The 23,695-nt window shown below is 66.7% G+C and carries 20 protein-coding genes and 1 pseudogene; 10 read left to right on the top strand and 11 right to left on the bottom strand.

Annotation, left to right across the window (positions count from 1 at the left end):
- Window positions 1-1,242 precede the first annotated feature (1,242 nt).
- On the bottom strand, window positions 1,243-1,539 hold the full coding sequence (locus CFB18_RS04645) for an NAD(P)/FAD-dependent oxidoreductase (RefSeq protein ID WP_088570634.1): 297 nt from the start codon (window positions 1,537-1,539) through the stop codon (window positions 1,243-1,245).
- Window positions 1,540-1,722: 183 nt separating this feature from the next.
- Between CFB18_RS04645 and CFB18_RS04640 the strand changes: the two genes are divergently transcribed.
- Window positions 1,723-2,001, top strand: a complete 279-nt coding sequence (locus CFB18_RS04640) for a UPF0175 family protein (protein ID WP_088570633.1) — start codon at window positions 1,723-1,725, stop codon at window positions 1,999-2,001.
- A complete protein-coding gene (locus CFB18_RS04635) occupies window positions 1,998-2,489 on the top strand; it encodes a PIN domain-containing protein (protein ID WP_200808081.1) in 492 nt (163 codons plus the stop codon). The genes CFB18_RS04640 and CFB18_RS04635 overlap by 4 nt, the downstream gene beginning before the upstream one ends.
- Before the next feature lie 123 nt (window positions 2,490-2,612).
- Here the strand turns inward: CFB18_RS04635 and CFB18_RS04630 are convergent, their stop codons facing one another.
- Window positions 2,613-3,773 (bottom strand): NAD(P)/FAD-dependent oxidoreductase, encoded by a 1,161-nt coding sequence (locus CFB18_RS04630; RefSeq protein WP_200808080.1) that lies wholly within the window; start codon window positions 3,771-3,773, stop codon window positions 2,613-2,615.
- A 392-nt stretch (window positions 3,774-4,165) separates the two neighbouring features.
- Between CFB18_RS04630 and CFB18_RS04625 the strand changes: the two genes are divergently transcribed.
- The 3 genes from CFB18_RS04625 (at window position 4,166) to CFB18_RS04615 (ending at window position 7,049) form a co-directional block, all read left to right on the top strand.
- Window positions 4,166-5,344, top strand: coding sequence for a glycoside hydrolase family 99-like domain-containing protein (locus CFB18_RS04625; protein WP_143597515.1), 1,179 nt, complete (start codon window positions 4,166-4,168; stop codon window positions 5,342-5,344).
- A gap of 85 nt (window positions 5,345-5,429) precedes the next feature.
- Complete coding sequence (locus CFB18_RS04620) at window positions 5,430-6,707, top strand: MFS transporter (RefSeq protein WP_088570631.1); 1,278 nt, start codon at window positions 5,430-5,432, stop codon at window positions 6,705-6,707.
- A gap of 156 nt (window positions 6,708-6,863) precedes the next feature.
- A complete protein-coding gene (locus CFB18_RS04615; RefSeq protein WP_088570630.1) occupies window positions 6,864-7,049 on the top strand; it encodes an AbrB/MazE/SpoVT family DNA-binding domain-containing protein in 186 nt (61 codons plus the stop codon).
- Between the two features lie 107 nt (window positions 7,050-7,156).
- Here CFB18_RS04615 and cofD read toward each other — a convergent pair whose 3' ends face one another.
- A complete protein-coding gene (gene cofD, locus CFB18_RS04610) occupies window positions 7,157-8,104 on the bottom strand; it encodes a 2-phospho-L-lactate transferase (RefSeq protein WP_088570629.1) in 948 nt (315 codons plus the stop codon).
- Window positions 8,105-8,338: 234 nt separating this feature from the next.
- Between cofD and dnaG the strand changes: the two genes are divergently transcribed.
- The 3 genes and pseudogenes from dnaG to CFB18_RS16380 all read left to right on the top strand — a co-directional run bounded on the left by dnaG (window position 8,339) and on the right by CFB18_RS16380 (window position 11,970).
- Window positions 8,339-10,267 (top strand): DNA primase, encoded by a 1,929-nt coding sequence (dnaG, locus tag CFB18_RS04605; RefSeq protein ID WP_088570628.1) that lies wholly within the window; start codon window positions 8,339-8,341, stop codon window positions 10,265-10,267.
- A gap of 107 nt (window positions 10,268-10,374) precedes the next feature.
- Window positions 10,375-10,689 (top strand): annotated as a pseudogene (locus CFB18_RS16485) (sigma-70 factor domain-containing protein); the annotation flags it as partial.
- A 249-nt stretch (window positions 10,690-10,938) separates the two neighbouring features.
- Window positions 10,939-11,970: a sigma-70 family RNA polymerase sigma factor gene (locus CFB18_RS16380; RefSeq protein WP_407084003.1), complete on the top strand. Its 1,032-nt coding sequence runs from the start codon at window positions 10,939-10,941 to the stop codon at window positions 11,968-11,970.
- Window positions 11,971-12,240: 270 nt separating this feature from the next.
- On the opposite strand, the gene CFB18_RS04595 is transcribed toward CFB18_RS16380, so the two are convergent.
- On the bottom strand, window positions 12,241-12,729 hold the full coding sequence (locus tag CFB18_RS04595) for a hypothetical protein (protein WP_088570626.1): 489 nt from the start codon (window positions 12,727-12,729) through the stop codon (window positions 12,241-12,243).
- A gap of 255 nt (window positions 12,730-12,984) precedes the next feature.
- Here CFB18_RS04595 and secD point away from each other — a divergent pair, with 255 nt between their 5' ends.
- Window positions 12,985-14,403 (top strand): protein translocase subunit SecD, encoded by a 1,419-nt coding sequence (gene secD / locus CFB18_RS04590; protein WP_088570625.1) that lies wholly within the window; start codon window positions 12,985-12,987, stop codon window positions 14,401-14,403.
- A gap of 58 nt (window positions 14,404-14,461) precedes the next feature.
- The gene (gene secF, locus CFB18_RS04585; protein ID WP_088570624.1) at window positions 14,462-15,391 is read left to right on the top strand and encodes a protein translocase subunit SecF; all 930 of its coding nucleotides are present in this window, start codon (window positions 14,462-14,464) and stop codon (window positions 15,389-15,391) included.
- Between the two features lie 63 nt (window positions 15,392-15,454).
- Here secF and CFB18_RS04580 read toward each other — a convergent pair whose 3' ends face one another.
- The 7 genes from CFB18_RS04580 to CFB18_RS04550 form a co-directional block, all read right to left on the bottom strand.
- Window positions 15,455-16,171 carry an N-acetylmuramoyl-L-alanine amidase family protein gene (locus CFB18_RS04580; protein WP_159461576.1) on the bottom strand — a complete coding sequence of 239 codons (717 nt, stop codon included), beginning with the start codon at window positions 16,169-16,171 and terminating at the stop codon, window positions 15,455-15,457.
- A gap of 68 nt (window positions 16,172-16,239) precedes the next feature.
- Window positions 16,240-17,448: an ABC transporter permease gene (locus tag CFB18_RS15565; protein WP_200808078.1), complete on the bottom strand. Its 1,209-nt coding sequence runs from the start codon at window positions 17,446-17,448 to the stop codon at window positions 16,240-16,242.
- A complete protein-coding gene (locus CFB18_RS04570) occupies window positions 17,445-18,602 on the bottom strand; it encodes an ABC transporter permease (protein WP_200808077.1) in 1,158 nt (385 codons plus the stop codon). The genes CFB18_RS15565 and CFB18_RS04570 overlap by 4 nt, the downstream gene beginning before the upstream one ends.
- 70 nt (window positions 18,603-18,672) lie before the next feature.
- A complete protein-coding gene (locus tag CFB18_RS04565) occupies window positions 18,673-19,758 on the bottom strand; it encodes an ABC transporter ATP-binding protein (protein WP_088570622.1) in 1,086 nt (361 codons plus the stop codon).
- Window positions 19,759-19,798: 40 nt separating this feature from the next.
- Window positions 19,799-20,788, bottom strand: a complete 990-nt coding sequence (gene speB, locus CFB18_RS04560) for an agmatinase (RefSeq protein WP_088570621.1) — start codon at window positions 20,786-20,788, stop codon at window positions 19,799-19,801.
- Window positions 20,789-20,824: 36 nt separating this feature from the next.
- Complete coding sequence (locus CFB18_RS04555) at window positions 20,825-21,307, bottom strand: zinc ribbon domain-containing protein (protein WP_088570620.1); 483 nt, start codon at window positions 21,305-21,307, stop codon at window positions 20,825-20,827.
- 88 nt (window positions 21,308-21,395) lie between these two features.
- Window positions 21,396-23,600: a glycosyltransferase family protein gene (locus CFB18_RS04550; protein WP_088570619.1), complete on the bottom strand. Its 2,205-nt coding sequence runs from the start codon at window positions 23,598-23,600 to the stop codon at window positions 21,396-21,398.
- Window positions 23,601-23,695: the final 95 nt, after the last annotated feature.

Raw genomic sequence — 23,695 nt, 5'->3', positions numbered from 1 at the left:
CGAAACGGCCCTCCAGCGCCTGGAGGAGGCCTTCTATGCGGCCGCCCAGGCGATCGAGGAGGGCTGGATCGCTCCACGTTGACGGACGGCCAGCGCTGGATCGGGCCGTGGCCTCTGGATCTCACCATGCCCTTCTGGACGCTCTGGAATGGACACCTGCATTTCTGTTATTGGCGGGACAGCGAATGGTTCGCCGAACTGGCCACTACCGACGTCCCTCCCCACTGTGTCCAGGCCCCAGACATCCTGGCGATCCGCAAGGATCGCAGCGGGCCTCAGGGAAATAAGATCTACCACCTTAAACCGTGCGGAACTCCGCGCGCAAATCCCGCCGGACAAGCGGCTCTCTCCTCCCTTGCGCTTCCCGATCTCGGAATCCGTGGTCTTCAACCAATGGAAGATCTATGATCGCGTCGATGCGGAGGGATGTCTCTCGCCGGATCAGCGGCACGCCCTGATCGCCGTTGCTCCCGAGGGAGGGCCGATGTCCGAAGGGGAAGAGCTTTTCCGGAAAGTGGTTCCGGATTTCACGCCCTCACCTCTCACGTTTCCGGGGGGCCTTTACTGGGTCGATCTCCGCTCCAGGAAGGTTCTGACCGCTCCGACGAATGCATCCGGGTGGCCGGATCAGCATGCCCTGGCCCGCACCCTGGCCGAGCAGGGACGCTTCCCGATCGCCTTCCTTTCGTTTCTACGAAGCACACTAGAGCCCACCCAGAGCTGTTCGACCACAACTTCCGGCCTCCGCCGTATGCCACCCTCTGGTGGATCTGGGTGATCCGGATCGAGGATAGAACAGGCCATTCCATCACCCTCCTGGAGGATCTGTTCAACACGGAGCTCTCGAAGGCGATCGCCGACTGGGTTTCGTTTTATATGCTTCCCAAGGACATGCCGCAGGTTCCCCTTTCTCCCTGCTCGCCGGAGCATCCATCCCCCCGGGGAGCTCCTTGACGGGAAAGCGCATACCCCTTATTTCGCTCAGGTAACGATTCAGCCAATAGAAATCCGTCCTCCCTGGGCCCTGCGGACCGGGTGTCGGCCTTCGCCCATACCCTTCTATATGCATCCCACTCTATATGCATTCCACCCGGAAAGGGTCAGCGAAGGCCGACCCTCGGCCACAGGCCCAGGAAGGAGGACTTTCGTCTTAATCGGGCTTTCTTTCGTCAGAGGTCTTGATCTCTTGAAAGCCCTCACTTCTGCGGGGATGCAATGACCCCTGGAATCTTCACCGCTTTATTAGATCACGTTGTATTCCGCGGGCGGTGGGGAGGTCAGGAACCGCTCGTAACGCAGCGGGGCGATGTCCAGGGTGTGGGCCCGGCCGTCCAGGATCTCCTCCGCCATCAGCAGGCCGGCGATGGGGCCGTGCATCACCCCATGCCCGCTGAAACCCGCCACCACATAGAAGCCCTCCACCCCCGGGATGCGCCCGAGGATGGGATGGGCGTCCGGGGTCACCTCGTAGAGGCCGGCCACCCGGGCTCGCACCCCCGCCCGCTCCAGCAACGGCATCCGCGCCACCGCCGCCTCCATATGGATCAACTCCTATGTAGCGGCTCCCCTCAACGACAGAAGCGCTCCCCACGAGGCCCCAGCCCCGGTCGCGAGCGATCCTCGCCTTGAATCCAAACGAGATGGTTCCGATTAGCATAAAATTGACCCACTCATCCTTCACGAATATAATGTCTGGTGATCGCAAAGATTGGAGGGATGACGATGGGAGTCAACGTGGTCTTTCCAGAAGAATTACTGATCGCACTCAAGGTGGATCCTGAAACTTTTCGCAAAAAAGCTCTGGTTTATACCCTTGGAAAGCTCTATGAAACAGGACAGATCTCCGGAGGGCTGGGCGCTCAGATCCTTGGCTGTGATCGTTGGGAATTCTACCGGCTCCTTTCCGAGAACGGTTTCGCAGTGATCGACTACCCTCCCGAGGATCTGGAACAGGAGGCTGAAACCAGCCGTCAACTCGCAGAAAGGATCCGTCCACGATGATCCGGGTTGTCGTGGACAGCACCCCTCTGATCGCGCTTTCTTTCATCGGACGTCTCGATCTCCTGAAGGCCCTCTTCGATGAAGTGCTCGTCCCTGCCTCGGTCTATCAGGAGGTGGTCGCCCAGGGGCGCGGGCGACCGGGCGAGGAGGAGGTCAGGCAAGCAGACTGGTTGGTGGTTCGGAAGCCCGAACAAAGCCTGCCTCTTCCTCCCGCGCTCCTCGGTCTGGATAGAGGCGAAGTGGATGTGATCCTATTGGCTCAAGAAGTTATGGCCGATTGGGTGCTGATCGACGAGAGGCTGGGTAGAAAGATCGCCCGTGCCCTGGGACTCCAGGTAAAGGGAACCTTAGGAGTGCTACTGGCCGCTTACCACGCAGGCTTCCTTTCACGGGCGGAAGCAGAGGAAGCGGTGGATCAACTCGCAAACAGCCCCATCCGAATCAGCTCCCGGCTGGCAGAGTGGTTCAAAGGGCAACTCTCTCCTTAGATCTTTCAGCCAGCCACCTACTCAACAAGCATCTCCTTGTCTCCATAGGCCCTCAGCGAACGTCGAACGTTCACTCCATCTCCTGGTTGGGACGAGAGGACCTGCGGGATCTTCGCTTCCCGATTAGATCACGTTGTATTCCGCGGGCGGTGGGGAGGTCAGGAACCGCTCGTAACGCAGCGGGGCGATGTCCAGGGTGTGGGCCCGGCCGTCCAGGATCTCCTCCGCCATCAGCAGGCCGGCGATGGGGCCGTGCATCACCCCATGCCCGCTGAAACCCGCCACCACATAGAAGCCCTCCACCCCCGGGATGCGCCCGAGGATCGGATGCGCGTCCGGGGTCACCTCATAGAGGCCAGCCACCCGGGCCCGCACCCCCGCCCGCTCCAGCAGCGGCATCCGCGCCACCGCCGCCTCCATATGGATCAGCTCCCACTCCGAATCCGGCTGCTCGCGGAAGCCCGGAGGCTCGTCCCGATTGGACATCCCGGTCAGGATCCCCTCCCCCTCCCGATGGAAATACAGGCTGCGGGCGAAGTCGATGACCATGGGGAAGTCCTCCGGGATCTCCGGAATAGGCGTGGTGATCAGATACTGACGCCGATAGGGGCGGATCGGAAGAGAGATGCCCACCATCTCGCCGATCTGCGCCGCCCACGCCCCAGCGGCGTTGACCAGGACCGGCGCCGCGATCTCCCCCAGAGGAGTGATCACCCCCACGACGCGCCCGCCCTGCCGCCGCACGCCTGTCACCGGCGTGTCCGTCCGCAGGATCCCCCCCAGGCGGCGGATCCCCGCGGCGTAGCCGTTCACCAGGTCCATCGGGCTGAGCAGCCCATCCCGGGGGCAGAACGTGCCGGCGATCACGTCATCCAAGCGCATCATCGGAAGGCGGCGGCGGACCTCCTCCCCGTCCAGCCACTCCGTGGGCACTCCCAAGCGGCGCTGGAGGGCCACCTGATCCCGGAAGATCGCCACATCCTCCTCCCGGGTGAGCAGGAAGAGATAGCCGCAGAAACGCATCGCCAGCGGCGCCCCGGGGTCCTCGGCGAAGCGTTCCATCATCGCGACGCTCAGGAGGGAGAGGCGGATGTGGATCTCCGTGGCGAACTGATGGCGGAAGCCGCCGGCGGCCTTGCTGGTGGAGCCACAGCCAAAGAAGGGGCCTTTCTCCAGGACAACCACGCGGAGGCCGGGCTGTTTCTTGAGGAGATGATAGGCCGTGCTCAGGCCCATCACCCCACCTCCCACGATCACCACGTCCGCCGTGGCAGGCAGCGTCATCACTTCCCCTCCATCCGCAGATTCGCCGGAGGCTATCCTGAACTCTGGGCCCATCATCTCCTCCCATTTTCCTCACAACGATGGCCGGCGGCCAGCCGCCTTGCGGGGTCCTCTTGCGAAGGGCCCTGCTTCTCTCCGGGCTCGCCATGGTATAATTCATCCAACCCGGAGGGACAACCACGAGCGCTGATCCGCCGAGCGTCCCGACTCTGAATCCGGAGGGATCGTCCATGCGTAGAGGCCTGTGGGGGACGCTGATCCTGATCCTCCTTGCGGGTTGTTTCCCATCGTTCTCCTTCCGCGAGGAGGGGCCCACGAAGGCACCGACCAGAACGGCGGCGCCCGCCCTCCGCAGCCCAGCGACACCGTCCCCGTCGCGGATGGTTTCTTCCTTGGCGACGCCTTTTTCTTCCTTGGCGACGCCTTCGCCGACGCGGGCGCATTCTCCCACGCCGACCCTTGCACGTCCCACGCCCACCGCGGGCCCGACCCGCACCCCCGGCCCAACGAAGACGCCGCGCCCTACCCGAACGCCCGGGCCCACGGCCACGCCGCGCCCATCTCCCACTCCCGCGCCCACCCGGACGCCCGCCGCGGAAACTTCGGGGATCCACCCTGCGGTCCCCCCCATGGTCCTGGCCAACTATTTCCCCTGGTATGATCCATGGACCTGGTCCACGGGCTGCACGTCGGACAGCGATCAGCCGCGGGACGGGGTGTATCATTCCGACGATCCCGGCGTGATCGCCCGCCACATCGGCCAGGCCCGCGCCGCCGGTATCGACGGCTTCGCCGTCCACTGGTTCGCCCCCGGCAACCGCACCGACGCCAACTTTGAGAAGGTCCTGAACCTCTCCCCCGAAGGCTTCCAATCCACCATCACTTTTCTCTATCACATCCTTCCCGGGGCGAATCAGCAGGGAGTTATCGACGCCCTGCGCTATGTGATGGGCCGCTACACCGCTCACCCTCGCTTCCTCCGCATCGCCGGGCGGCCGGTGATCCTGTTCAGCGACATGTATCGAGTCCCGGATCCCGCCGGCAACCGCCCCGCCTCGGATAAGGATGTCGCCACCGCCGTGGCCCGCTGGGCAGCGATCCGGGAGGCGGTGGATCCGAACCACACGGCCTGGTGGATCGCGGAGGGCCTGCAGCCGGATTATCTCTCCGTCTTCGACGGGCTCTATGTCTACAAGATTGACCACGCCTGCTGCCCCAACGCCTATCGGGGGGCCTCCCGCTGGGCCGGATGGGTGCGGGACTGGGAGCGGCGGACCGGCCGGCCCAAGCTGTGGGTGGGCACGGTGATGCCCGGATGGGACGACCTGAACTCCGCCCAGCCCCAGTGCGCCGACCTACGGGTGAGCAGCGCCCCCTTCGCCCGGGACCGGGAGAACGGAGCGTATTACGCACGGACGTGGGAGGCGGTGCTGCCCACGCGACCCGACTTCATCCTGATCCACTCCTTCAACGAGTGGGTGGAGGGCTCCTACATCGAGCCCAGCGTCCGCTTCGGCGATCTCTACCTGCAGCTCACCGCCCAGTGGGCCGCCCGCTACAAAGGGCGCTGAGGGCCAAGGGGTAGGAGGCCATCCCTTAATTCGCATCCTCGCGTTACAATGGCGGCGAACACGATCCTTCGCCTTGGAGGAAACCATGGGCGGGCCGTGGGCGGTGGTGGCGGTGCTGTTCGCCTTCATGCTGCTGCACCAGACGGACAAGCTCCTGCTGGGCCCCCTGACCACGGAGATCATGAACACCTTCCATATCGGGGAAGATCTCATGGGGCTGGCCTCCACGGCGGCGCTGCTGGTGGGCCTCTTCCTCTATCCGCTGTGGGGCTACCTGGCCGATCGCTTCGCCCGGCCCGCCCTCATCGCCCTGGCCTCCTTCATCTGGGGGGCCACCACCTGGCTCAGCGCCATCGCCCCCACTTACCCGCTCTTCCTGCTCACCCGAGCCTCCACCGGGATCGATGACAACGCCTACCCCAGCCTCTACAGCCTGATCTCCGACTACTTCGGGCCCCAGCTCCGCAGCCGCATCTACGGCTTCCTGCAGATGACCGGCCCCGTGGGCTACCTCATGGGCGTGGCCCTGGCCCTCGGCCTCAAGGACCTCATCGGCTGGCGCGCCATCTACTTGATCACCGGCTCCCTGGGCCTGATCATGGCCCTGCTGATCTGGCGTGTCGTCCGCGAGGTCCCCCGGGGGCGCAGCGAGCCGGAGCTGGCCGCCCTGGCCGAGATCCCCGCCTACCGCTTCAACCTCCACGAGGTCCGCGCCCTGTTGCGCAAGCCCACCTTCCTCTTTCTGGTCACCCAGGGGTTCTTCGGGGTCTTCCCCTGGAACGTGATCTCTTTCTGGTTCTTCCGCTACCTAGAGGTGGAGCGGGGCTACAGCAACGCCCAGATCTTCGTGGTCATGGCCTCCGCGGTGATCGTGATGTCCCTGGGGTATCTGGCCGGCGGGGCGATGGGCGACTGGCTGTTCCGACGCACCCTGCGGGGACGGCTCATCGTCTCCATGGCCGGGGTGCTGGCCGGCGCGGTCCTGCTGGCGATTACCATGTCCATCCCGCCGCAGGCCTTCGGAGCCTTCTGGGCGATGGTGATCCTCACCGCCTTCACCATCCCCCTGGCCGCCCCCAACGTCCTGGCCACGGTCTTCGACATCAGCCCGCCGGAGATCCGGGGCTCGGCCCAGGCCCTGGAGTCCTTCATCGAGGGCAGCGGGGCCTCCCTGGCCCCCTTCCTCACCGGCCTGCTGGCCGTGCGGACCTCGCTGCACACCGCCATCCTGACGATCTGCGTGGGGACCTGGCTCCTGTGTGGCTTCCTGTTCGCCCTGGCCATCTGGTCCGCTCCCCGGGACATCATGGCGCTGCGGGCGGAGCTCCGCGCCCGCGCCGCCCAGGCCGCTTCGGGATCCTGATCGGCCCGGGAAGGTATCTGCAACATACATGGCTGGCAGACTGCGGAAAGCAGAAATGAGAGCGGGCAGCCACGTCCCCTTTCTCCAAAAGGTTGGATAAAGAGGCCATATGGAGGTATGCCTACACTGTAAGCACACCCTGAGGAAAAGCACGCCATGGTGCGGAAAATCTTCCGGTTGGGCAACAGCCTCGTGGTCTCCCTCCCCAAGGACATCCTGGATATGCTGGGCCTGGATGAAGGAGCGGAGGTCTCCGTGGAAATCGAGTGGGAGCAGCGACGGATCATCATCACCCCAGCAGGTCTCGCTCTCCCCGGCGTCAATGAGGAGTTCGCCCGCTAGGTCACCGAGTTCATGGAGCAGTATCGCCCCGCTCTGGAGGCCCTGGCCCGGCGATGAGAGGCCTTACCATTGAGCAGGTGCTCTTCCTCCATTCCTCCATGCTCGCCTCATCGAGGAGACGGGCGGCCCGCCCAGGAGGCCACCCATTGCAAGATTTCCTCTGCGAGACGAAGGCGCGCGGCGGGATCCAGAATGAGGATATCGGTGACCAGCGGGCGGATCCCCATCGCCGCCACGGCCGGGGCCAGCGCCGCATCCGTCCGGTCCAGCACGAAGCCGTCCAGGAAGGCCTGATAGCGCCGGGCGACGGCGAGGGCGGAAGGGGCTTCCCCCAGCTCGGCCATCATCTTCGCCGCCGGCCCCTTCAGCGCCCGCCCCCCGAGGATCGGCGAGACGGCCACCACCGTCCGCTCCTTCAAGAGCTCCGGAACGCCTGGGAGGGCCAGGATTGGGCCGATGCTGACATACGGATTCGAGGGGGCGATCACCACCAGGTCCGCCTCCTCCAGGGCGGCCCGGGCCTCCGGAGCCAGGCGCGCCCGCTCCAGCCCCTCCCAGCGGAACCCCCGCACCCGGGGCTGGCATCCCCGGCGCACGAAATACTCCTGGAACGGCAACGGCCCCTCCTCCGTGTCCACGATGGTGCGCACCGGCTCGTCGCTCATCGGCCAGACGGCGACGCGCACCCCCAGGGCGCGGCAGAGGCGGGCGGCCACCTCGCTCAGCCGCAGGCCCTGCCCCAGCAGGAACGTGCGGTAGACATGGGTGGCCAGATCCCGATCCCCGACCCGGAACCAAGTTTCCCCGCCGTATCGCCCCAGCATCTCCAGGGCCTCCCAGGTGTCCCCGGCGATCCCCCACCCGGTCTCCGGGTTGGCGATCCCGGCCAGGGTATACATCACCGTGTCCAGGTCCGGGCACACCCGCAGGCCGTGCCACTCGAAATCGTCGCCGGTGTTCACCACCACCGCGAGCAGCTCCGGCGGGAGGATGCGGGCGAACCCGTCCGCCATGCGAGCACCGCCGACACCTCCGGATAAGACCACCAGGCGCATCGGTTCCTCCAGGCTTCCGCGTGGGTTTGACAGCCGATCCTCCCTCCTTCATCGTCTACTGCCACGTGGGCCACTCCCACTTCCGCGTGGATTTGACAGCCGATCCTCCCCCGATTATGGTGGAAATCAACATCGGGCGAACACAGGCCTATCCCCTGTCGCGGCTCCTACGCGCGAGGGAGAGGGGGCAGAGTGGAAGCCCCTTGCGCGGACGTCCCGGAAGGAACGGTGCCGATGACCCGAAATATCCCGCCCGGCCATTCCGTGATCGAGGAGATCAAGTCCCGACTGGATATCGTGGAGATCGTCGGGGAGACCGTCCCGTTGCGGCGATCGGGGAAGAACTACATCGGGTTCTGCCCCTTCCATCATAACGTGCGCACGCCGGCCTTCGTGGTCTTCCCCGACACCCAGACATGGCGGTGTTTCGGGGCGTGCAACACCGGCGGGGATGTTTTCCAGTTCGTGATGAAGCGGGACGGCCTGTCGTTCTCCGAAGCCTTGCGGGTTCTGGCGGAGCGGGCCGGCGTTCCCCTCACGCCGAAGACGCCCGAGATGGAAGCCCGGGAACGGGAGCGCGCCCGCCTGCGGGAAGCCCTGGCGGCTGCTGCCCTCTTTTATCAACACCAGCTCCGCCAGCTGCCGGAGGCGGAGCCGGCGCGGGCGTATCTGGTCGCCCGTGGGCTGACCCCGGAGACCATCGAGCGCTTCGGCCTGGGCTACAGCCCCGGGGCCTGGCATGCCCTGCTGGACTACCTGAGCGGCCGCGGCTTCTCTATAGAGGAAATGCAGGCCGCCGGGCTCATCGTGGTGCGGGAGGACGGCACGGCCTTCGATCGCTTCCGGGGACGCCTGATGATCCCCATCCGGGATCCCCAGGGCCACGTGATCGGCTTCGGGGCCCGCGCCCTCTCCGGCGAGGAGCCCAAGTATCTGAACTCCCCCCAGACCCTCCTCTTCGACAAAAGCGCGGTGCTCTTCGCCCTGGACCTGGCCCGGGCGGAGATCCGGCGGACGGGGGTGGCGGTGATCGTGGAGGGCTACTTCGACGCTATCATGGCCCATCAGGCCGGCTTCACCAATGTGGTGGCCGCCCTGGGGACCAGCCTGAGCGAGGCGCAGCTGCGGCAGCTGCACCGTGGACTCCAGCGTCTGGTGCTGGCCCTGGACGCCGACCCGGCAGGGATGCATGCGGTGCTGCGGGGTCTCGCCTCCGCCCGCGAGGCTTTCGCTGAGACCTCCCTGGAGCTCGGGCCGCGGGGGCTGATCCGCCTGAGCGGCCAGCTCGGAGTGGACCTGCGGGTGCTGACCCTGCCCGAAGGGATGGATCCTGACGAGCTGATCCGTCGCGACCCCCAGGCCTGGGCCCGGGCGGTGGAGACAGCCCGCCCGGTGATCGCCTTCCTGCTTGATTACTTGGCTGCCCGGTTCCCCATGGAGGATCCGAAGGGGAAGGCCGCCTTCGTCCGCGAGGTGGTGCCCATCCTGGCCGCCATCCCCGATCCGGTGGAGCGGGACGTTTACATCCAGCAGGCCGCCCGCATGGCCCGGCTCAACGAGCGGGTGCTGCTGGAACAGGTGACCAGCCGCCGGATGGAGGAGACGGAACGGCGCCTCCGCAAAGCCCCTGCGCCCTCCCTCGCGCCGCAGAGGGAGCGGGGAGGAGGGGCGGAGGCGGAGGCGACGCTCCTGGTCATGCTGGGCCTGGCCCCGGATCTCCTGCCCTACCTGCACGTCCGCTTCGCCGAGCTGGGGCTGGATCCCCTTTCCGAAGAGGATTTCATGGACTCCACCTTCCGCGCGCTGTTCCGACACATCGCGGAGCTCGGGCCCGTGGAGGAATGGCCGGAGGAGGAAGGGGAGCCGTTCTTGCGGGCGGCCTGGGCGAGGCTGCTGGAGCGCCGCAGGGCCCTGCTGCAGGGCTTCGACCCGGAGGACGAACGATGGGCGGAGGAGACGCTGCGCCTCGCCCTCTGGGTCCGCGAGCAGCGCCTGAAGGAGCTTCTTACGGATCTGCACGCCCTGGCCGACTCCGCGCCCGATTGGCCTCAAGAGGAATTCATGGCAAAATGGCAACGGCTGACGGAGGCGTTGAATCAAATCCAGCGCTTCCGTTACCGGCGCGCGATCCCGGAGGATCGACTGTCCACAACGGAGCGTTGATCGGGATCCGGCGATGCAGGCCCACAGGGCTCACCCTCGAAGGGCCTGTCCTTTTTTGAAGGTACTCCACTACAGGGGTCGCGACCACTGCCCGGTTGCCTGAGGCGATGGGAAGGGAGCGGATGCGAATGACTCAGCCATCGTGGGAGAACGAAGAGCCGCGGGGCCTCGAGGAGGAGTGGCTGGAGGAAGAAGAGGGGATCCTGGAAGAGGAGGAAGAGGGGATCCCCGAGGAGCCACTCCCGGAGGAGCCCGAGGAAACGGAGCTGGAGGAGATCGAGAGCGAACCCATCGAGGAGGAGATCGAGGCCCTGGGCGAATGGTGGGGTCCGGAGCTGGCCGAGGACCCGGTGCGGATGTATCTGCGGGAGATCAGCCGGGTTCCCCTGCTGGAGCCCACCCAGGAGCTGGATCTGGCCATCCGCCTCCAGGCCCCCCGGGTCCTCGACGCCCTCCGCAGTTCGCTCCGCAAGCCCTCCCAGGCCGATCTGGCCCTGGTGGTTTACCGGGACCTGGTGGCCACCTGGGCCCAAGCGGAAGCGACCGCGGCCCGTCTCCACCGCCCGATGCCGCGCCTGACCGACCTCATCGCCGACCTCAGCCGCCCCATCCCGGAGGCGCGGGCCACCTCCCTGGAGCCCTACCTGGAGCGCCAGCGGGGCGGCCGCCGCCTGGCCGAGCTGCTGCGCCTGCTCGTCCGGATCTACGCCGACCTGCTGCTGTTGCCCCCCGAAGTGCTCTCGTATCTCGCAGCGCACGCAGCCTCGGATCCCGCCCGACCCGGCTCCGGGCGCCCGCCGGCGGTCCAGTGGCCGGGGGAGCGGGCCCTTCGGGCCCACCTGCCTTCGGAGGAGCGGCTGAGCCGATGGTGGCAGCACGTGCGGGATCAGGCCGCGGAGGCCCGCTCCTATCTGATCCGTGCCAACCTGCGCTTGGTGGTCAGCGTGGCTAAGAAATACCTGGGCCGGGGCGTCTCCTTCCTGGACCTGATCCAGGAAGGGAACCTGGGGCTGTTGCGGGCGGTGGAGAAATTCGATCCCGGGCGGGGCTTTAAATTCTCGACCTACGCCACCTGGTGGATCCGTCAGGCCATCACCCGGGCCATCGCCGATCAGGCCCGCACCATCCGGATCCCGGTGCATCTGGCGGAGTTCCTCAGCCGGGTGCTGCGCGCCCAGCAGAAGCTCCAGCAGACCCTGGGGCGGGACCCCTCCCCGGAGGAGCTGGCCCTGGAGCTGGATCTGCTGTCCCCACAGGAGGTGCTGGAGATCCAGGCCGCGTGGAACGCCAACCAGCCCCTGCCCCCTTATCTGGCCCGCCGTCTCCGGGAGGCCACCCGGAAGGTGGAGCAGGCGCTGCGCTGGGCCGCTGAGCCCATGTCGTTGGAGACGCCGGTGGGCGAGGAGGAGGACAGCGAGCTAGGGGACTTCATTGAGGATCACGGGACCCTCAGCCCGCTGGAGGAGGCCCACCTGAAGATGCTGCGGGAGCAGCTGCGGGAGATCCTGGACACCCTGCCCGAGCGGGAGCGGCAGGTGCTGGAGGTCCGCTTCGGCCTGAAGGACGGCCAGTGGCGGACCCTGGACGAGGTCGGGCAGATGTTCGGGCTGACCCGGGAGCGGATCCGCCAGATCGAGAGCAAGGCCCTGCGTCGGCTCCGCCATCCCCAGTTCAGCCGCAAGTTGAAGGATTACCTGGCCTAACGCATTCGGGCCTTCGGATGGGGGGTGACCCGGATCCCCTCACCGAAGGCCGCCCCTTTTGGGCCTCAATTCGGGCCTTGATCCGAGCCAGGGCCTTGCAGATAGGGCGGAACCACCCCTCCGGCCATGCTCCCTACACACGCCGCAAAGCTCGGGATCGCCGCGCGCCGCGACACCCCTTCGGTCGTTGAAACGCCGTTCCCGCCGGGCTGCCGGCACAGGGAGGCCCGGCTCCGCTCCCCCGGGCCCCTGAAGCCCCTGACGCCTACTTTAATCCGTCCTGAAGGCGCTGACCTCCCACACCTCGCCGGACCCGACCGTGCGCGTGCGTAGCTCCATGGAGAAAGCGAACTTCTCTCCACCCGCCGTCGTGAGGGTTCCTCCCAGCGTGGCCTGTCGAACCCCGTTTTTCACCTCCACACTCCAGTTGGAGAAAGACCATTCGGCCGGCCGGTGATCGCCCCTATACCGCCGGGCCAGCTCCTCCGGCCCGCCCAGCTGCCTCTGAAGGGACGGAGCGCAACGGGCGTAGGCGTCCTCCCATCGTTCATCCCGCAAGGCGGAGAGGAACTGCTCCGCAGCCTCCTGGGCCGGCCGGACCTCTCCAGCGATCAGGCCTACCAAACCCACGGTTCCCAGAAGCGTGGCTCCCAGACCGCTGATCACACAGAACGCGCAGAGACACACGGGAAGCGCCACCAGCCCGCCGATCACCGCCCACAGTTTCCACGAAGAGGACGTCGAACCCTGTCCCGACATCGGCGCCTCCTCAACCAAGATCCTTGGCGAATCTACCCGCCTGCTATGAACGCCGTGCGAACATCCGATGGGGCTGAGGGAACAACTTCGGGCGTCGCCCGGCACCGGGGGGCTTGCTTTCCCTCCTCCGGATTCATATAATCAAGCCGCTCTCCCAAGCCCGATCACCGGGAGAGCCGGGAGAAAAGGGCGAAAACCCGCCGCATCCTCCTGCCGCCTGAACGAGGTCAACCTGATCCGAGGGTGAATTTCCCGATGCGCAACCGGAATCTCTGGCTGGCGCTGATCGGCCTGCTGGCCGTCCTCGCCCTTTGGGTGGACTTCACGGAAACCCGGATTGAGATCGGTTTCCTGGGGCTGCAGCGGGAGATCCGCACCGTGCTCGGCCTGGACCTCCAGGGAGGCATCCAGATCCTCCTGGAGGCGGACGTCCCGCCGAACCAGCCCGTGGACCGGGGCAACCTGGAGGACACGCGCCGGATCATCGAGAACCGAGTGAACGCCCTGGGCGTCTCCGAGCCCGTCGTCCAGATCGCAGGGACACGCCGGATCGTGGTGGAATTGCCCGGGGTGACGAACCTGGAGCAAGCCGTGAACACGATCAAGCAGACCGGCTTGCTGGAGTTCGTAGACGCCGGCGCAACCCCGATCCCGGAAGGCACCACCATCCGCACCAGCCTGGACCTTCCGATCACCGGGACCGCGCCGGTCACCGCCACGCCGTCCCTTGCTCCCACTCCTTCCCTGACCGGAACAGCGGAGGTGACCGGAACGGCGCCCCTCAGCCCGACGGAGCCGGTTTACCGGACCATCATGACCGGCCGGAACCTGCGCAGCGCCCGGCCCCAGCTGGATGAGTTCCGTCAGCCGGAGGTGGCCTTCACCCTGGACGCGGAGGGCACCCGGCTCTTCGCCGAATACACCTCCCGGAACGTGGGGCGCTACCTTTGCATCGTGCTGGACAAGAAAGTCATCTCCTGCCCGGTGATCCAGGAGCCGATCACCCAGGGCCAGGGGGTGATCCGGATGGGCTCCGGGAGCACCCTGGCGGACGCGGAGGCCCTGGCGGTGACCCTGCGCTACGGGGCGCTTCCGGTGCCGCTGAAGATCGTGGATACCCGCAACATCGGCCCGACGCTGGGGCAGGAGTCCATCCGTCGCAGCCTGATCGCCGGCATCATCGGGTTCTCCACCGTCGCCCTGTTCATGATCCTCTACTACCGAGTCCCCGGGGTGCTGGCGGTGCTGGCCCTCAGCCTCTACACCGCCCTGGTTTTCGCCATCTTCAAGCTGCTCCCGGTGACCCTGACCCTGCCCGGGATCGCCGGGTTTGTGCTCTCCATCGGGATGGCGGTGGACGCCAACATCCTGATCTTCGAGCGACTGAAGGAGGAGCTCCGCGCCGGGCGGGATCTGTCCATGGCGATCGATTATGGGTTCGAGCGGGCCTGGCCCTCCATCCGGGATTCCAACATCTCCACCCTGATCACCTGCGCCATCCTCTATATCTTCGGGTTGAACTTCGGGGCCAGCATGGTGCGGGGGTTCGCCCTGACCCTGGCCATCGGGGTGGCCGCCAGCCTGTTCACCGGCATCTGGGTGACCCGGGCCTTCCTCCACGCGCTGCTGGATCGCCTGCGCCCCGGCGTCCACCGGGGATGGTTCGGGCTTTGATCATCTGCGGATGCATCACGGACGCATTCCTGAACTTCTCCAATCGCGAGGCGAAGGGATGATCGACATCATCGGCAAGCGATACTGGTATTTCGCGCTCTCCCTGCTGGTCATCGTGCCGGGCCTGATCTCTCTGGCCCTCTACGGGCTGCCCCTGGCCATCGACTACACCGGCGGCTCGATGCTGGAGCTCCGTCTCCCCGCGGGGGCGACGCCCTCCAGCGAGGAGGTGATCCGGATCGTGGGGCAGGCGACCGGCTTCTCCACGGCCGACATCCGGGCCCAGCCCTCCCTGCAGGGGACGCTGATCATCCGCACCCGGGAGATGGACGCGACGACCCAGGCCCGGGTGATGGAAGCCCTGCGCGCCCGCTACGGCGATGTCGTCCTGGAGCGCTTCGAGTCGGTGGGGCCCACGGTGGGAGCGGAGGTCACACGAGGCGCCCTGGTGGCGGTGGCCATGGCCTCCCTGGCCATCATGCTCTACCTCACCTTCGCCTTCCGCCAGGTCCCCCACGCCTTCCGCTACGGCGTGGCCGCGGTCCTGGCCCTGCTGCACGATGTGGCGGTGGTGGTGGGCACCGCCTCGATCTTCGGGAAAGTCTTCGGGTGGGAGGTGGACGCCCTCTTCCTCACCGCCGTGCTCACCATCATCGGCTTCTCCGTGCACGACTCCATCGTGGTCTTCGACCGGATCCGGGAGAACCTGCTCCGCTATCGCGGCGAGCCCTACGAGCGGATCGTGAACCACAGCATCCTGCAGACCCTGGACCGCTCGATCAACACCCAGCTGACGCTGATCTTCACCCTGGTCGCCCTGCTCCTCTTCGGGGGGACGACGATCCGCCAGTTCATCGCCACGTTGCTGATCGGGATGATCAGCGGGACCTATTCCTCGATCTTCAACGCGGCGCCCATCCTGGTGGTCTGGGAGAAGCGGGAGTGGCGGACATGGTTCCGCCGTCCGGCGGAGCAGCCGGTCCCGTAAGAGCTGTGCTTTTGAAACGCCGGGGGGGCCTTCCCCACATGGCCTCCCCGGCGGATCCCCCTCTTACCGGCCTTCCAGAAAGCAACGCAGACCCTCCACGATGCCTTCCACCACTCGCTCCCGCCTCTCGGTGAGGATCCTTCGATCGAGGTAGAGGAACCCGGTCTCGATGATCGCCGCGGGGGTGCGAGGATCGATCTCCCGGAAGGCATGGTAGTCGGTCATATCGTAGGTGATGCTGTCGGCGTGGAAGCGCAGCCCGGTGTGCTGCCGGTAGGCGGAGATCAGGCAGGCCACCAGGCGATCGCTCTGCTCCGGCACAGCGTCGGCCTGAGCCCGGGCCACCTTGAAGCCGGTCGCCTGCTCGTTGATGTATTCGCAGGAGTCGGCGTGGATGGAGAGCAGGGCCGCCGCCCGATAGCCGTTCAGCCGCTCGTCGAACTCCTCCAGGACGTCCACCTGATACCCTAGGTCCTCCAGACGGCGGGCCACCTCCCGGGCGATGGCCACGTTGACCTCGACCTCGGTGAGTCCATCGGCGCAGACCGCCCCGCTGTCGTGCCCCAGATGCCCGGCCACCAGACCCACCCGCGGGGTCCGAGCAGAGGAGGTCGGCTGGGGCGCCAGATAAGGTTCGGAGCTGGAGGAGAGCATCCACAGGCCCCGGGCAATGCCCAGGCCGGCCAGGAGACCGCCCAATATAAGCAGGAGAATCCACCATGGGCTGAACAGGGGCGCCCCAGGCCGCCCAGGAGGTCGTTCCCCACGTGGATAGGCCATGGGCGGCCGAGTCCGTCGATGGAGGCCCTTCGAGGCCGGGTTTATCCCCTGCGGCTTCGTTTTCCCGCTCATGAGCGACGCTGAGCGATCAGGGAGAGCACCACGAAGGTCAAAGAGGCGCCGAAGAGCAGAGAGGAGATCGCGTTGAGCTCCGGGGTGATCCCAAGCCGCACCTTGGAATAGAGCAACACCGGCAGAGTGGTCGAACCGGGCCCGGTGACGAAGAAAGTGATGACGAAGTCATCGATGGATAGGGTGAAGGCCATCAGCGCCCCGCCCAGGATCCCCGGCATCAGCAGCGGCAAGGTGATGCGGCGGAAAGTCTCCCACTCGTTCGCCCCCAGATCCTGAGCCGCCTCCTCCAGCGTGCGATCATAAGTGGCCAGCCGGGCGCGGACGATCACATACACAAAGGGGATGCAGAAGGCCACGTGGGCGATGAGGATGGTCCAGAGGCCGAGGGGCGTGCGGGTCAGGACGAAGAAGAGCAGCAGCCCCACCCCCATCACGATCTCGGGGATGATGATGGGAAGATAGAGCAGGCCCTCGAGGAAGGCCTTTCCGAAGAAGCGATGGCGATCCAGCCCCAGGGCCAGCATCGTGCCCAGGATGGTGGAGATCAACGTGGCAAGGAAAGCGATAAGGAGGCTGCGCCCAGCCGCCCCTCGCACCAGCTCATCCTGGAGCACCCGCTGATACCAGGCCGTGGAAAAACCCTGCCAGACCGTGGAGATCGGCGAGGCGTTGAAGGAAAAGAGGACCAGGATGAAGATCGGCACATACAGAAACAAGAAGGTCAGCCCGATCATCCCTGCCCGCCATTCCGCGGCAAAACGAAAGGCGGGGACCGGCCAGGGCTCCACCCGCAGGAAGCGGTTCAACAGATGCTCGCGGTTGAGATCCAGCAGGATCAGGAGCAGGAAGACCAGGGTGAGGGAACCCCAGGTCAACAGATGCCGCAGGATCCGCCCCATCCGGCCGGGGCGACGCCACAGGTAGCCGCACAGCAACAGCAGACCGTAGAGGGCCAGCCAGCCGCTGGCCAGCGAAACCCATCCGGGACCCTCCGGGCCCGTCCACATCCGGGCCAGGCGGAGCAGGTCGCCCAGCACCCCCAGGCCGGTCAGCCAGGGGATGAGGGTCCCGAGGGCGCTCCCCAGATGCAGCAGCGCCAGGCCCACAGCCGTCCACTCCAGCCCTTCCACCAGATACAGCACCAGGGGCGGCCACACGCGCGCCGCCGCGCGCTCCGGCCGGGTGACCGCAGGGACGCTCATAGCACACGCTCCCTTCCGCCGACGCGCAGGTAGATCATCGTCGCCGCCAGGACCATGGCCATCAAGATCAAAGAGAGGGCAGACCCGAAGGGCCAGTGGCGCACCGTGAGGAACTGATACTGAACGACGTTGCCGATCATGATCGTTTTGGCCCCTCCCAGGAGATCCGGGGTGATGAAGGCCCCCACGGAGGGGATGAAGACCAAGGTGGAGCCGGCCAGGACCCCTGGGAGGGTGAGGGGCCAGATCACCCGCCGGAAGGCATGCCATTCGTTCGCCCCCAGGTCCTGGGCCGCCTCCACCAGGGAGAAATCGAACCGCTCCAGGGTAGCATAGAGGGGAAGGATCATAAAGGGCAGCTCCCCATATACCAGGCCCAGGATCACCGCGTTTTGCGTGAACAGGAGGGGGAGAGGCTCCGAGATCAGGCCCAGCGCCATCAGCAGGCCGTTGATCGGACCATCCGAGCGCAACACGAACATCAGGGCCAGGGTGCGCACCAGGAAGTTGGTCCAGAAGGGGATCATCGTCAGGACCAGCAGAGTGTTGCGCCAGCGGGCCGGCGCCCGGGCCATAGCGTAGGCAACGGGATAGCCGATGAGCAGACAGAGGACCGTGGTGACGAGGGCGATCCAGAGGGAGGTCAGAACGATCTGGATGTAGAGGGGATCCAGAGCCCGCTGGTAGTTCTCCAAGGTGAAAATCCAGCGGATCCCCCCATAAGGTCCCCGTTTCATGAAGCTGATGACGGCGATGATGCCGACGGCGAAAGAGAAGAAGACCATCAGATAAAAGGTCCCAGGGAGGATGAGGAGCATGGGAAGCCGAGCCCGGGGGAGTGCGGCGATGAGGAGGGCCATGCCCAGGAGGGCGATCACCAGACCCCGCTCCAGGCCCAGGGCGAACATCGCCCCCACCCCTCCGACGAGCCCCGCCCCGGCGCGGGCGAGGATCAGGGCGGAGACCCCCGGAAGACCCAGGATCCAGACGGCCGCCAGGACCCCATCCAGCAGCCCCAGCCCACCCAGGATCATCCGCCCAGGAGGCTCCGTGTTCTGGGCCAGGAGAAGAAGGGCCACCCCGCTTCCCACCAGGACCCCGAACACGCCGAGCGCGGTCCCGGTTCGACCTCCGAAACGCAACACGCCTACCATAGTGACGACCTCCGGCCCTCATCCGACCGTGTCCAGGCACGCGATGGCCCCGCCTGCCGGCGCCCTTGCCTCACTCCCGCAACACCCGGACGCTCTCCGGGATCCACGCGACCCAGATCGCGGACCCCGGCGCATAGCCGGCCAGGGGCGCGGTGCCCTCCCGGTTCTGCATGCGCGCCCGCAGGGCGAGGCGCTCGTTCAAGCGGATCCGAAAGAGGGTGTCCGTCCCGATGTAAATCACCTCCTCGATCTGGCCGGGATAGCGATTGGGGAACGCGAGGGGCTCCTCCAGGCTCACATGGATCCGCTCGGGGCGGATGGCGACCGTGACCGACTGGCCCGGGAAGAGCCCATCCGGCCGCGCGGCGAGGAGGGGGAATCCTTCCACCTCCACCCGGGCGTATCCTTCCTCAAAGGCGACCAGCCGACCCTCCAGGAAATTGGTCTCCCCGATGAAATCGGCCACAAAGCGCGTGGCGGGGCGCTCGTAGATCTCCACCGGCGTGCCCACCTGGAGCACCCGCCCCTGATTCATCACGGCGATGCGGTCGGACATGGTCATGGCCTCTTCCTGATCATGGGTGACGTAGATGAACGTGATGCCGACCTGATGCTGGAGGTTCTTCAATTCCAGCTGCATTTCCTTGCGCAGCTTGAGGTCCAGGGCGCCCAGGGGCTCGTCCAGGAGCAGAACCGCCGGGCGGTTGACCAGGGCGCGGGCCAGGGCCACCCGCTGCTGCTGGCCACCGGAAAGCTGGCGAGGATAGCGGTTCTCCAGCCCGGTCAGGCGCACCAGGCGCAGGGCCTCCGCCACCCGACGGCGGATCTCCTCCCGGGGGAGACGTTTCATCTCCAGGCCGAAGGCGACGTTCTCGAAGACCGTCATATGGGGGAAGAGGGCGTAGTGCTGGAAGACGGTGTTCACCGGGCGGTGGAACGGGGGGACCTCATTCATACGCTGGCCGCGGATGAGGATCTCGCCGGCATCCGGCCGCTCGAAGCCGGCGATCATGCGCAGGGTGGTGGTCTTCCCGCACCCTGAAGGGCCGAGCAGCGAGAAGAACTCCCCTTCCCGGATCTGCAGGGAGACCTGATGGACGGCCTCCACCTCTCCAAAGCGCTTGCTCACCTCCCGCAGCTCGACTGCGTAAACCATCCCGGAAGCCCCTCCTTCCAAGATGGATCCGATCCCGGCCTCACATGCCCTCCGGCCGGGCGCCGAGCAACGCGACGGCGGGCAGGCCATCCCGCCGGCGGGCGGCCAGCAACGCCAAGACTTCGTAGACGACGTTGGCCGCCAGGAGGGCCGTGATCCCTGCCGGATCATAGGCCGGCAGCACCTCCACCACGTCCATCCCCACCAGCGGCAGGCCGATGAGACCCCTCAGGAGGGTCAAGCCCTCCCACGAGGCGAAGCCGCCCACCTCCGGCGTGCCGGTGCCCGGCGCATAAGCCGGATCGAAGAAATCGATGTCCACGGAAAGGAACGCGGGATGATCTCCTACCCGCTGGAGGATGCGGCGGGCGGTGCCCTCCAGACCCAAGGCGCGTGCCTCCCCGGCGGTCACGATCTCCAGGCCCAGGGCCCGGGCCGCCTCCCAGTCCTCGGGGCCGTAGATCGGCCCGCGCAGCCCCACCTGGATGGACCGCTGGGGGAGGATCAGCCCTTCTTCGATGGCCCGTCGCACCACCGTGCCGTGGGTATACCGATGCCCGAAATAAGCGTCCCAGGTATCGGGATGGCTGTCGAGCTGAACCAGGGCCACCGGCCCGTACGCCGCGGCCACTGCCCGCAGCTCCCCCAGAAGAACCGAGTGATCCCCGCCCAACCCGATGAGGATCACGCCGGCGGCGGCCCACGGCGTCAGGAACTCCGCGATGCGCCGCAGGGAATCCTCGATGAAGCCGGGGGCCACCGGAGCGTCCCCAGCATCGACCACGGAGAGATGTTCGAAGAGGTTCACCCGGAGAAACGGATGATAGGGACGCAGGAGGACCGAGGCGCTGCGGATGGCCTCCGGGCCGAAGCGAGCGCCCACCCGGAACGTGGCCCCGGTATCGAAGGGCAAACCCACGACGGCCACATCCACCCCCTCCGGGCTCTGGACGTGGGGCAGGCGCATGAAGGTGCGGATCCCCGCAAACCGCGGGAAAGCCAGCGCGTCCGGTGGCTGATATCGCCCCATCCCCGCTTCTCCTCCGGAAACGATCGACGATCCGGTTCACTCCGGGCCGGCGGAGCCTCCTCGGGCGGGGGCGGCGAGAGCCGGGGAGGGCGCGGCCCCGCTCACGCTGACCCCACAGTAGGGACAGAGGGTCCACTCCAGGCGAAGCGGCCGCTGGCACCGCGGGCAGCGCTGCTTCAGACGAGTGTGGCAGTAGGGGCAAACGATGAACTCGGCCTTCACCCGGCGGCCACACGCCGGGCACTGTTCGATCTCCTCCAGGGTCTGGAGGATCAGCTCCTCCTCCAGGGCCCGCTCATAGGCCTCCGCCAGCGTCTCCCGGGGGCGCAGGATCAGGTAAATCAACAGGCCCGGGACGTTCAGCACCGCCACCAGCAGGGTGGCCAGAAACTGGGTCGGCAGATCCCGGGTGCGCGACCGGATGTCCCGGAAGGTCCAGATCACCATGCTCAGCCAGAAGGCGGCGACGGTCGCGCCCAGGAAGGCGATGGGCAATAGGATCAGATCGGTGAGATCCATAGGCTTCGGATCCTCTCCCAGGATGGCCTGTCCGGTTGCCCCAAATTATAGCCGAATCCCCGATCTCCCACACCACGCTCCCGCGGGCTTAGGGGAGGACCCGGATCTCCCCCAGCTCCACCGCCCGATGGGGCGGGCGTTCGCCATCCGGCATGACGACCTCCGCGCGCTCGCCGCCTGGCTGATACAGGCCGGCGCGCAGGCCGTAGAGACCCGGCGGCAGATCCCCTGGGATCCAGAGAGGATGCGGATCGGCGAAGCGGTCACCGGGCTCCCACCACGAGGAGGGCAACTCCCCCAGAGCAGGAGGGCCATCGTGCTGGGCCCGAGGCGGCTGATCGGGATCCCCCAAATGGAGGAAGACCCGCCATTCCGTTGAAGGGACCGCCTCGACCTGCCAGTAGAGGGTCACCGTCATCACCTCCCCGCGTCGGACCTCCGCCGGCCGGTCCACGCCGATCAGGCGGGCGGGCCCGACCCGCACATTCAGGGGCACGGCGGGGGACAACACGGAGGTCCCCCGCAGCTTTCCCGCCTCCAGGATCACATACTCGACAGGCCGTCCCCGGCCGTCCCGCGCCGGGGCGATCCAGCCGGTGTCCGCCTCATAGAGCCCCACATGCAGGCGGATCACGGCCGGAGGGATGTTACCGGTTCCGACGGGCACCCAGTATGGATCGGCGAAGCGGAAGCCAGGGCGGCAATCGGTGGTGGAGAACAGGCCGCGGCCGGGATGGCGATCCACTTGCCGGACATCCTGAACCAGAGGGGTTCGAACCGGATGCAGGAAGGCGCTCCACGGCCGGGCGGTGGGCTCCAGGCACTCCCAGAACAACGTCAAGTGGAGCGCGCCGCCAAGCGTCACTGTGCCGGGGAGGTAGCCCAGCAGGCGCAAGCGATCGCCGAAGACGGCCTCCACCCGTCGGGCCTGCGGAGGGAGCTCGCGGATCGGTGTGGGGCCGGCATAGGTCGGTGCGATGTAGCGGATCGGCGCGATCCAGGCCACTGCCATCCAGATCACCGCCGGGGCCCATCGCCCGACGGTTCGCCCCCAGGGGATCCCGCGCTCCACGATGGACTCCCAGCCGACCCAGAGCATCCAGGCGATGGGGCCGATGGCCGGGAACATCAACCGACCCTGGGAGGCAGAGGTCATGGAGGTCCATCGCACCAGCCCGGCGAAGATCAGGCCGGTATAGCCCAAGGCGCCTGCCCAGAGAGCCCAGGCCTCCGGATCCGGCCTCCGCCATGCCCGGTGTATGGCGAAGGCCGCTCCGATCCCGGACAGCAGCAGCCAAGTTTCCAGAAAGAAATACACCGGCGGGTCCGCCACGATGTTGAACCAGCCCCAGACCGCCCAGAAGGACCAGACGAAGCCCCGGGCCTCGGCGAGCAGCTGGGCCGGCGTGACCGAACGGCGCCCGAAGATCTCCAGCATCGCGTTCAGCCCGGTGGGATCCCCATACAGCATCCAGTTGCGCAGGAACCACCACCCGGAGAGGAGACCGGCGATGGCATAGATCAGGATTCCGTGGAAGAGCAGCGAACGGATGCGCAAGCGCCTTTCCCAGGCGAGGGCGAAGAGGACACCGGCGGTGAAGATCCAGAGGGCCAGGCCGCTGAGTTTGCTCAGGGCGGCCAACCCCAGCAGGAGCCCGAGGAGGATCGCCCGGGGCCACGTCATCCCGTATCGCCAGAGGCGGGCCAGCGCCCACAGGGTGAGGGCGGACAGGGCGTTGATCAGCGTGTCGTTGTTGATCGCGCTCATCACGAAGGGAAACATGGGGTTCCACGCGGTCAACGCGGCCGTCCCCAGGGCCCAGCGCGGGCGGCCGGGAGCCACCGTCCGAACCGCGGCGTAGATCGCCCCCACGGTGATCAGCCCGAGGAGCAGGGAGATCAGACGCCACCGATGCAGGGTGCCCACCGCCCCCGGCCAGGGGAACCGCTCCCAGGAGCCGTGCAGGGCCATGTTCTTGTTGTCCGGCAACTCCGCGTTCCCCGGGGATGGATGCCGGTTCTCCACGCGCACGGCCTCCAAGTCCTCCAGGGGCCAGCGGAAAAGGCGGGAGAAGGCGGCCAGCATCGCGTAATAGAGCGGCGGCTGGCTACCCTCCTGTCGCCAGGGCGTGTCCTCGCCGGGCCGCTGCACCGGCAATCCCCCTCCTCGGGCCAAGTGCGCCGCCATCCCCACATGCCAGAGCTCGTCGGGTGTCTCAAAGAGCGGCGTCGCGATTTGAAAGAGCGCCCCGATGAGCGCAAAGGAAAGCAGGAGCAGATGGATGGGCCGCATCGCCTCCTCCGCTCAGGATGGGCTGGCCGTTATCCCCCCAGGGCTTTCCAGTCTGTCCAGATGCGGGAGGGAGAAGAGCACTGGGGGATCGATTC

Source organism: Thermoflexus hugenholtzii JAD2 (assembly GCF_900187885.1).
Taxonomy (GTDB): domain Bacteria; phylum Chloroflexota; class Anaerolineae; order Thermoflexales; family Thermoflexaceae; genus Thermoflexus; species Thermoflexus hugenholtzii.
The sequence above is the reverse complement of the archived record's forward strand: the minus strand, read 5'-3'. Positions and strand labels throughout refer to the sequence as shown.

What these genes read in the sequence shown, in the direction of transcription:
- CFB18_RS04645 (WP_088570634.1), bottom strand. Translation starts at nt 1,539, where the DNA reads ATGGAGGCGGCGGTGGCGCGGATGCCGTTGCTGGAGCGGGCGGGGGTG.
- CFB18_RS04640 (WP_088570633.1), top strand. Translation starts at nt 1,723, where the DNA reads ATGGGAGTCAACGTGGTCTTTCCAGAAGAATTACTGATCGCACTCAAG.
- CFB18_RS04635 (WP_200808081.1), top strand. Translation starts at nt 1,998, where the DNA reads ATGATCCGGGTTGTCGTGGACAGCACCCCTCTGATCGCGCTTTCTTTC.
- CFB18_RS04630 (WP_200808080.1), bottom strand. Translation starts at nt 3,773, where the DNA reads ATGACGCTGCCTGCCACGGCGGACGTGGTGATCGTGGGAGGTGGGGTG.
- CFB18_RS04620 (WP_088570631.1), top strand. Translation starts at nt 5,430, where the DNA reads ATGGGCGGGCCGTGGGCGGTGGTGGCGGTGCTGTTCGCCTTCATGCTG.
- CFB18_RS04615 (WP_088570630.1), top strand. Translation starts at nt 6,864, where the DNA reads ATGGTGCGGAAAATCTTCCGGTTGGGCAACAGCCTCGTGGTCTCCCTC.
- cofD (WP_088570629.1), bottom strand. Translation starts at nt 8,104, where the DNA reads ATGCGCCTGGTGGTCTTATCCGGAGGTGTCGGCGGTGCTCGCATGGCG.
- dnaG (WP_088570628.1), top strand. Translation starts at nt 8,339, where the DNA reads ATGACCCGAAATATCCCGCCCGGCCATTCCGTGATCGAGGAGATCAAG.
- CFB18_RS04595 (WP_088570626.1), bottom strand. Translation starts at nt 12,729, where the DNA reads ATGTCGGGACAGGGTTCGACGTCCTCTTCGTGGAAACTGTGGGCGGTG.
- secD (WP_088570625.1), top strand. Translation starts at nt 12,985, where the DNA reads ATGCGCAACCGGAATCTCTGGCTGGCGCTGATCGGCCTGCTGGCCGTC.
- secF (WP_088570624.1), top strand. Translation starts at nt 14,462, where the DNA reads ATGATCGACATCATCGGCAAGCGATACTGGTATTTCGCGCTCTCCCTG.
- CFB18_RS04580 (WP_159461576.1), bottom strand. Translation starts at nt 16,171, where the DNA reads ATGGCCTATCCACGTGGGGAACGACCTCCTGGGCGGCCTGGGGCGCCC.
- CFB18_RS15565 (WP_200808078.1), bottom strand. Translation starts at nt 17,448, where the DNA reads ATGAGCGTCCCTGCGGTCACCCGGCCGGAGCGCGCGGCGGCGCGCGTG.
- CFB18_RS04570 (WP_200808077.1), bottom strand. Translation starts at nt 18,602, where the DNA reads ATGGTAGGCGTGTTGCGTTTCGGAGGTCGAACCGGGACCGCGCTCGGC.
- CFB18_RS04565 (WP_088570622.1), bottom strand. Translation starts at nt 19,758, where the DNA reads ATGGTTTACGCAGTCGAGCTGCGGGAGGTGAGCAAGCGCTTTGGAGAG.
- speB (WP_088570621.1), bottom strand. Translation starts at nt 20,788, where the DNA reads ATGGGGCGATATCAGCCACCGGACGCGCTGGCTTTCCCGCGGTTTGCG.
- CFB18_RS04555 (WP_088570620.1), bottom strand. Translation starts at nt 21,307, where the DNA reads ATGGATCTCACCGATCTGATCCTATTGCCCATCGCCTTCCTGGGCGCG.
- CFB18_RS04550 (WP_088570619.1), bottom strand. Translation starts at nt 23,600, where the DNA reads ATGCGGCCCATCCATCTGCTCCTGCTTTCCTTTGCGCTCATCGGGGCG.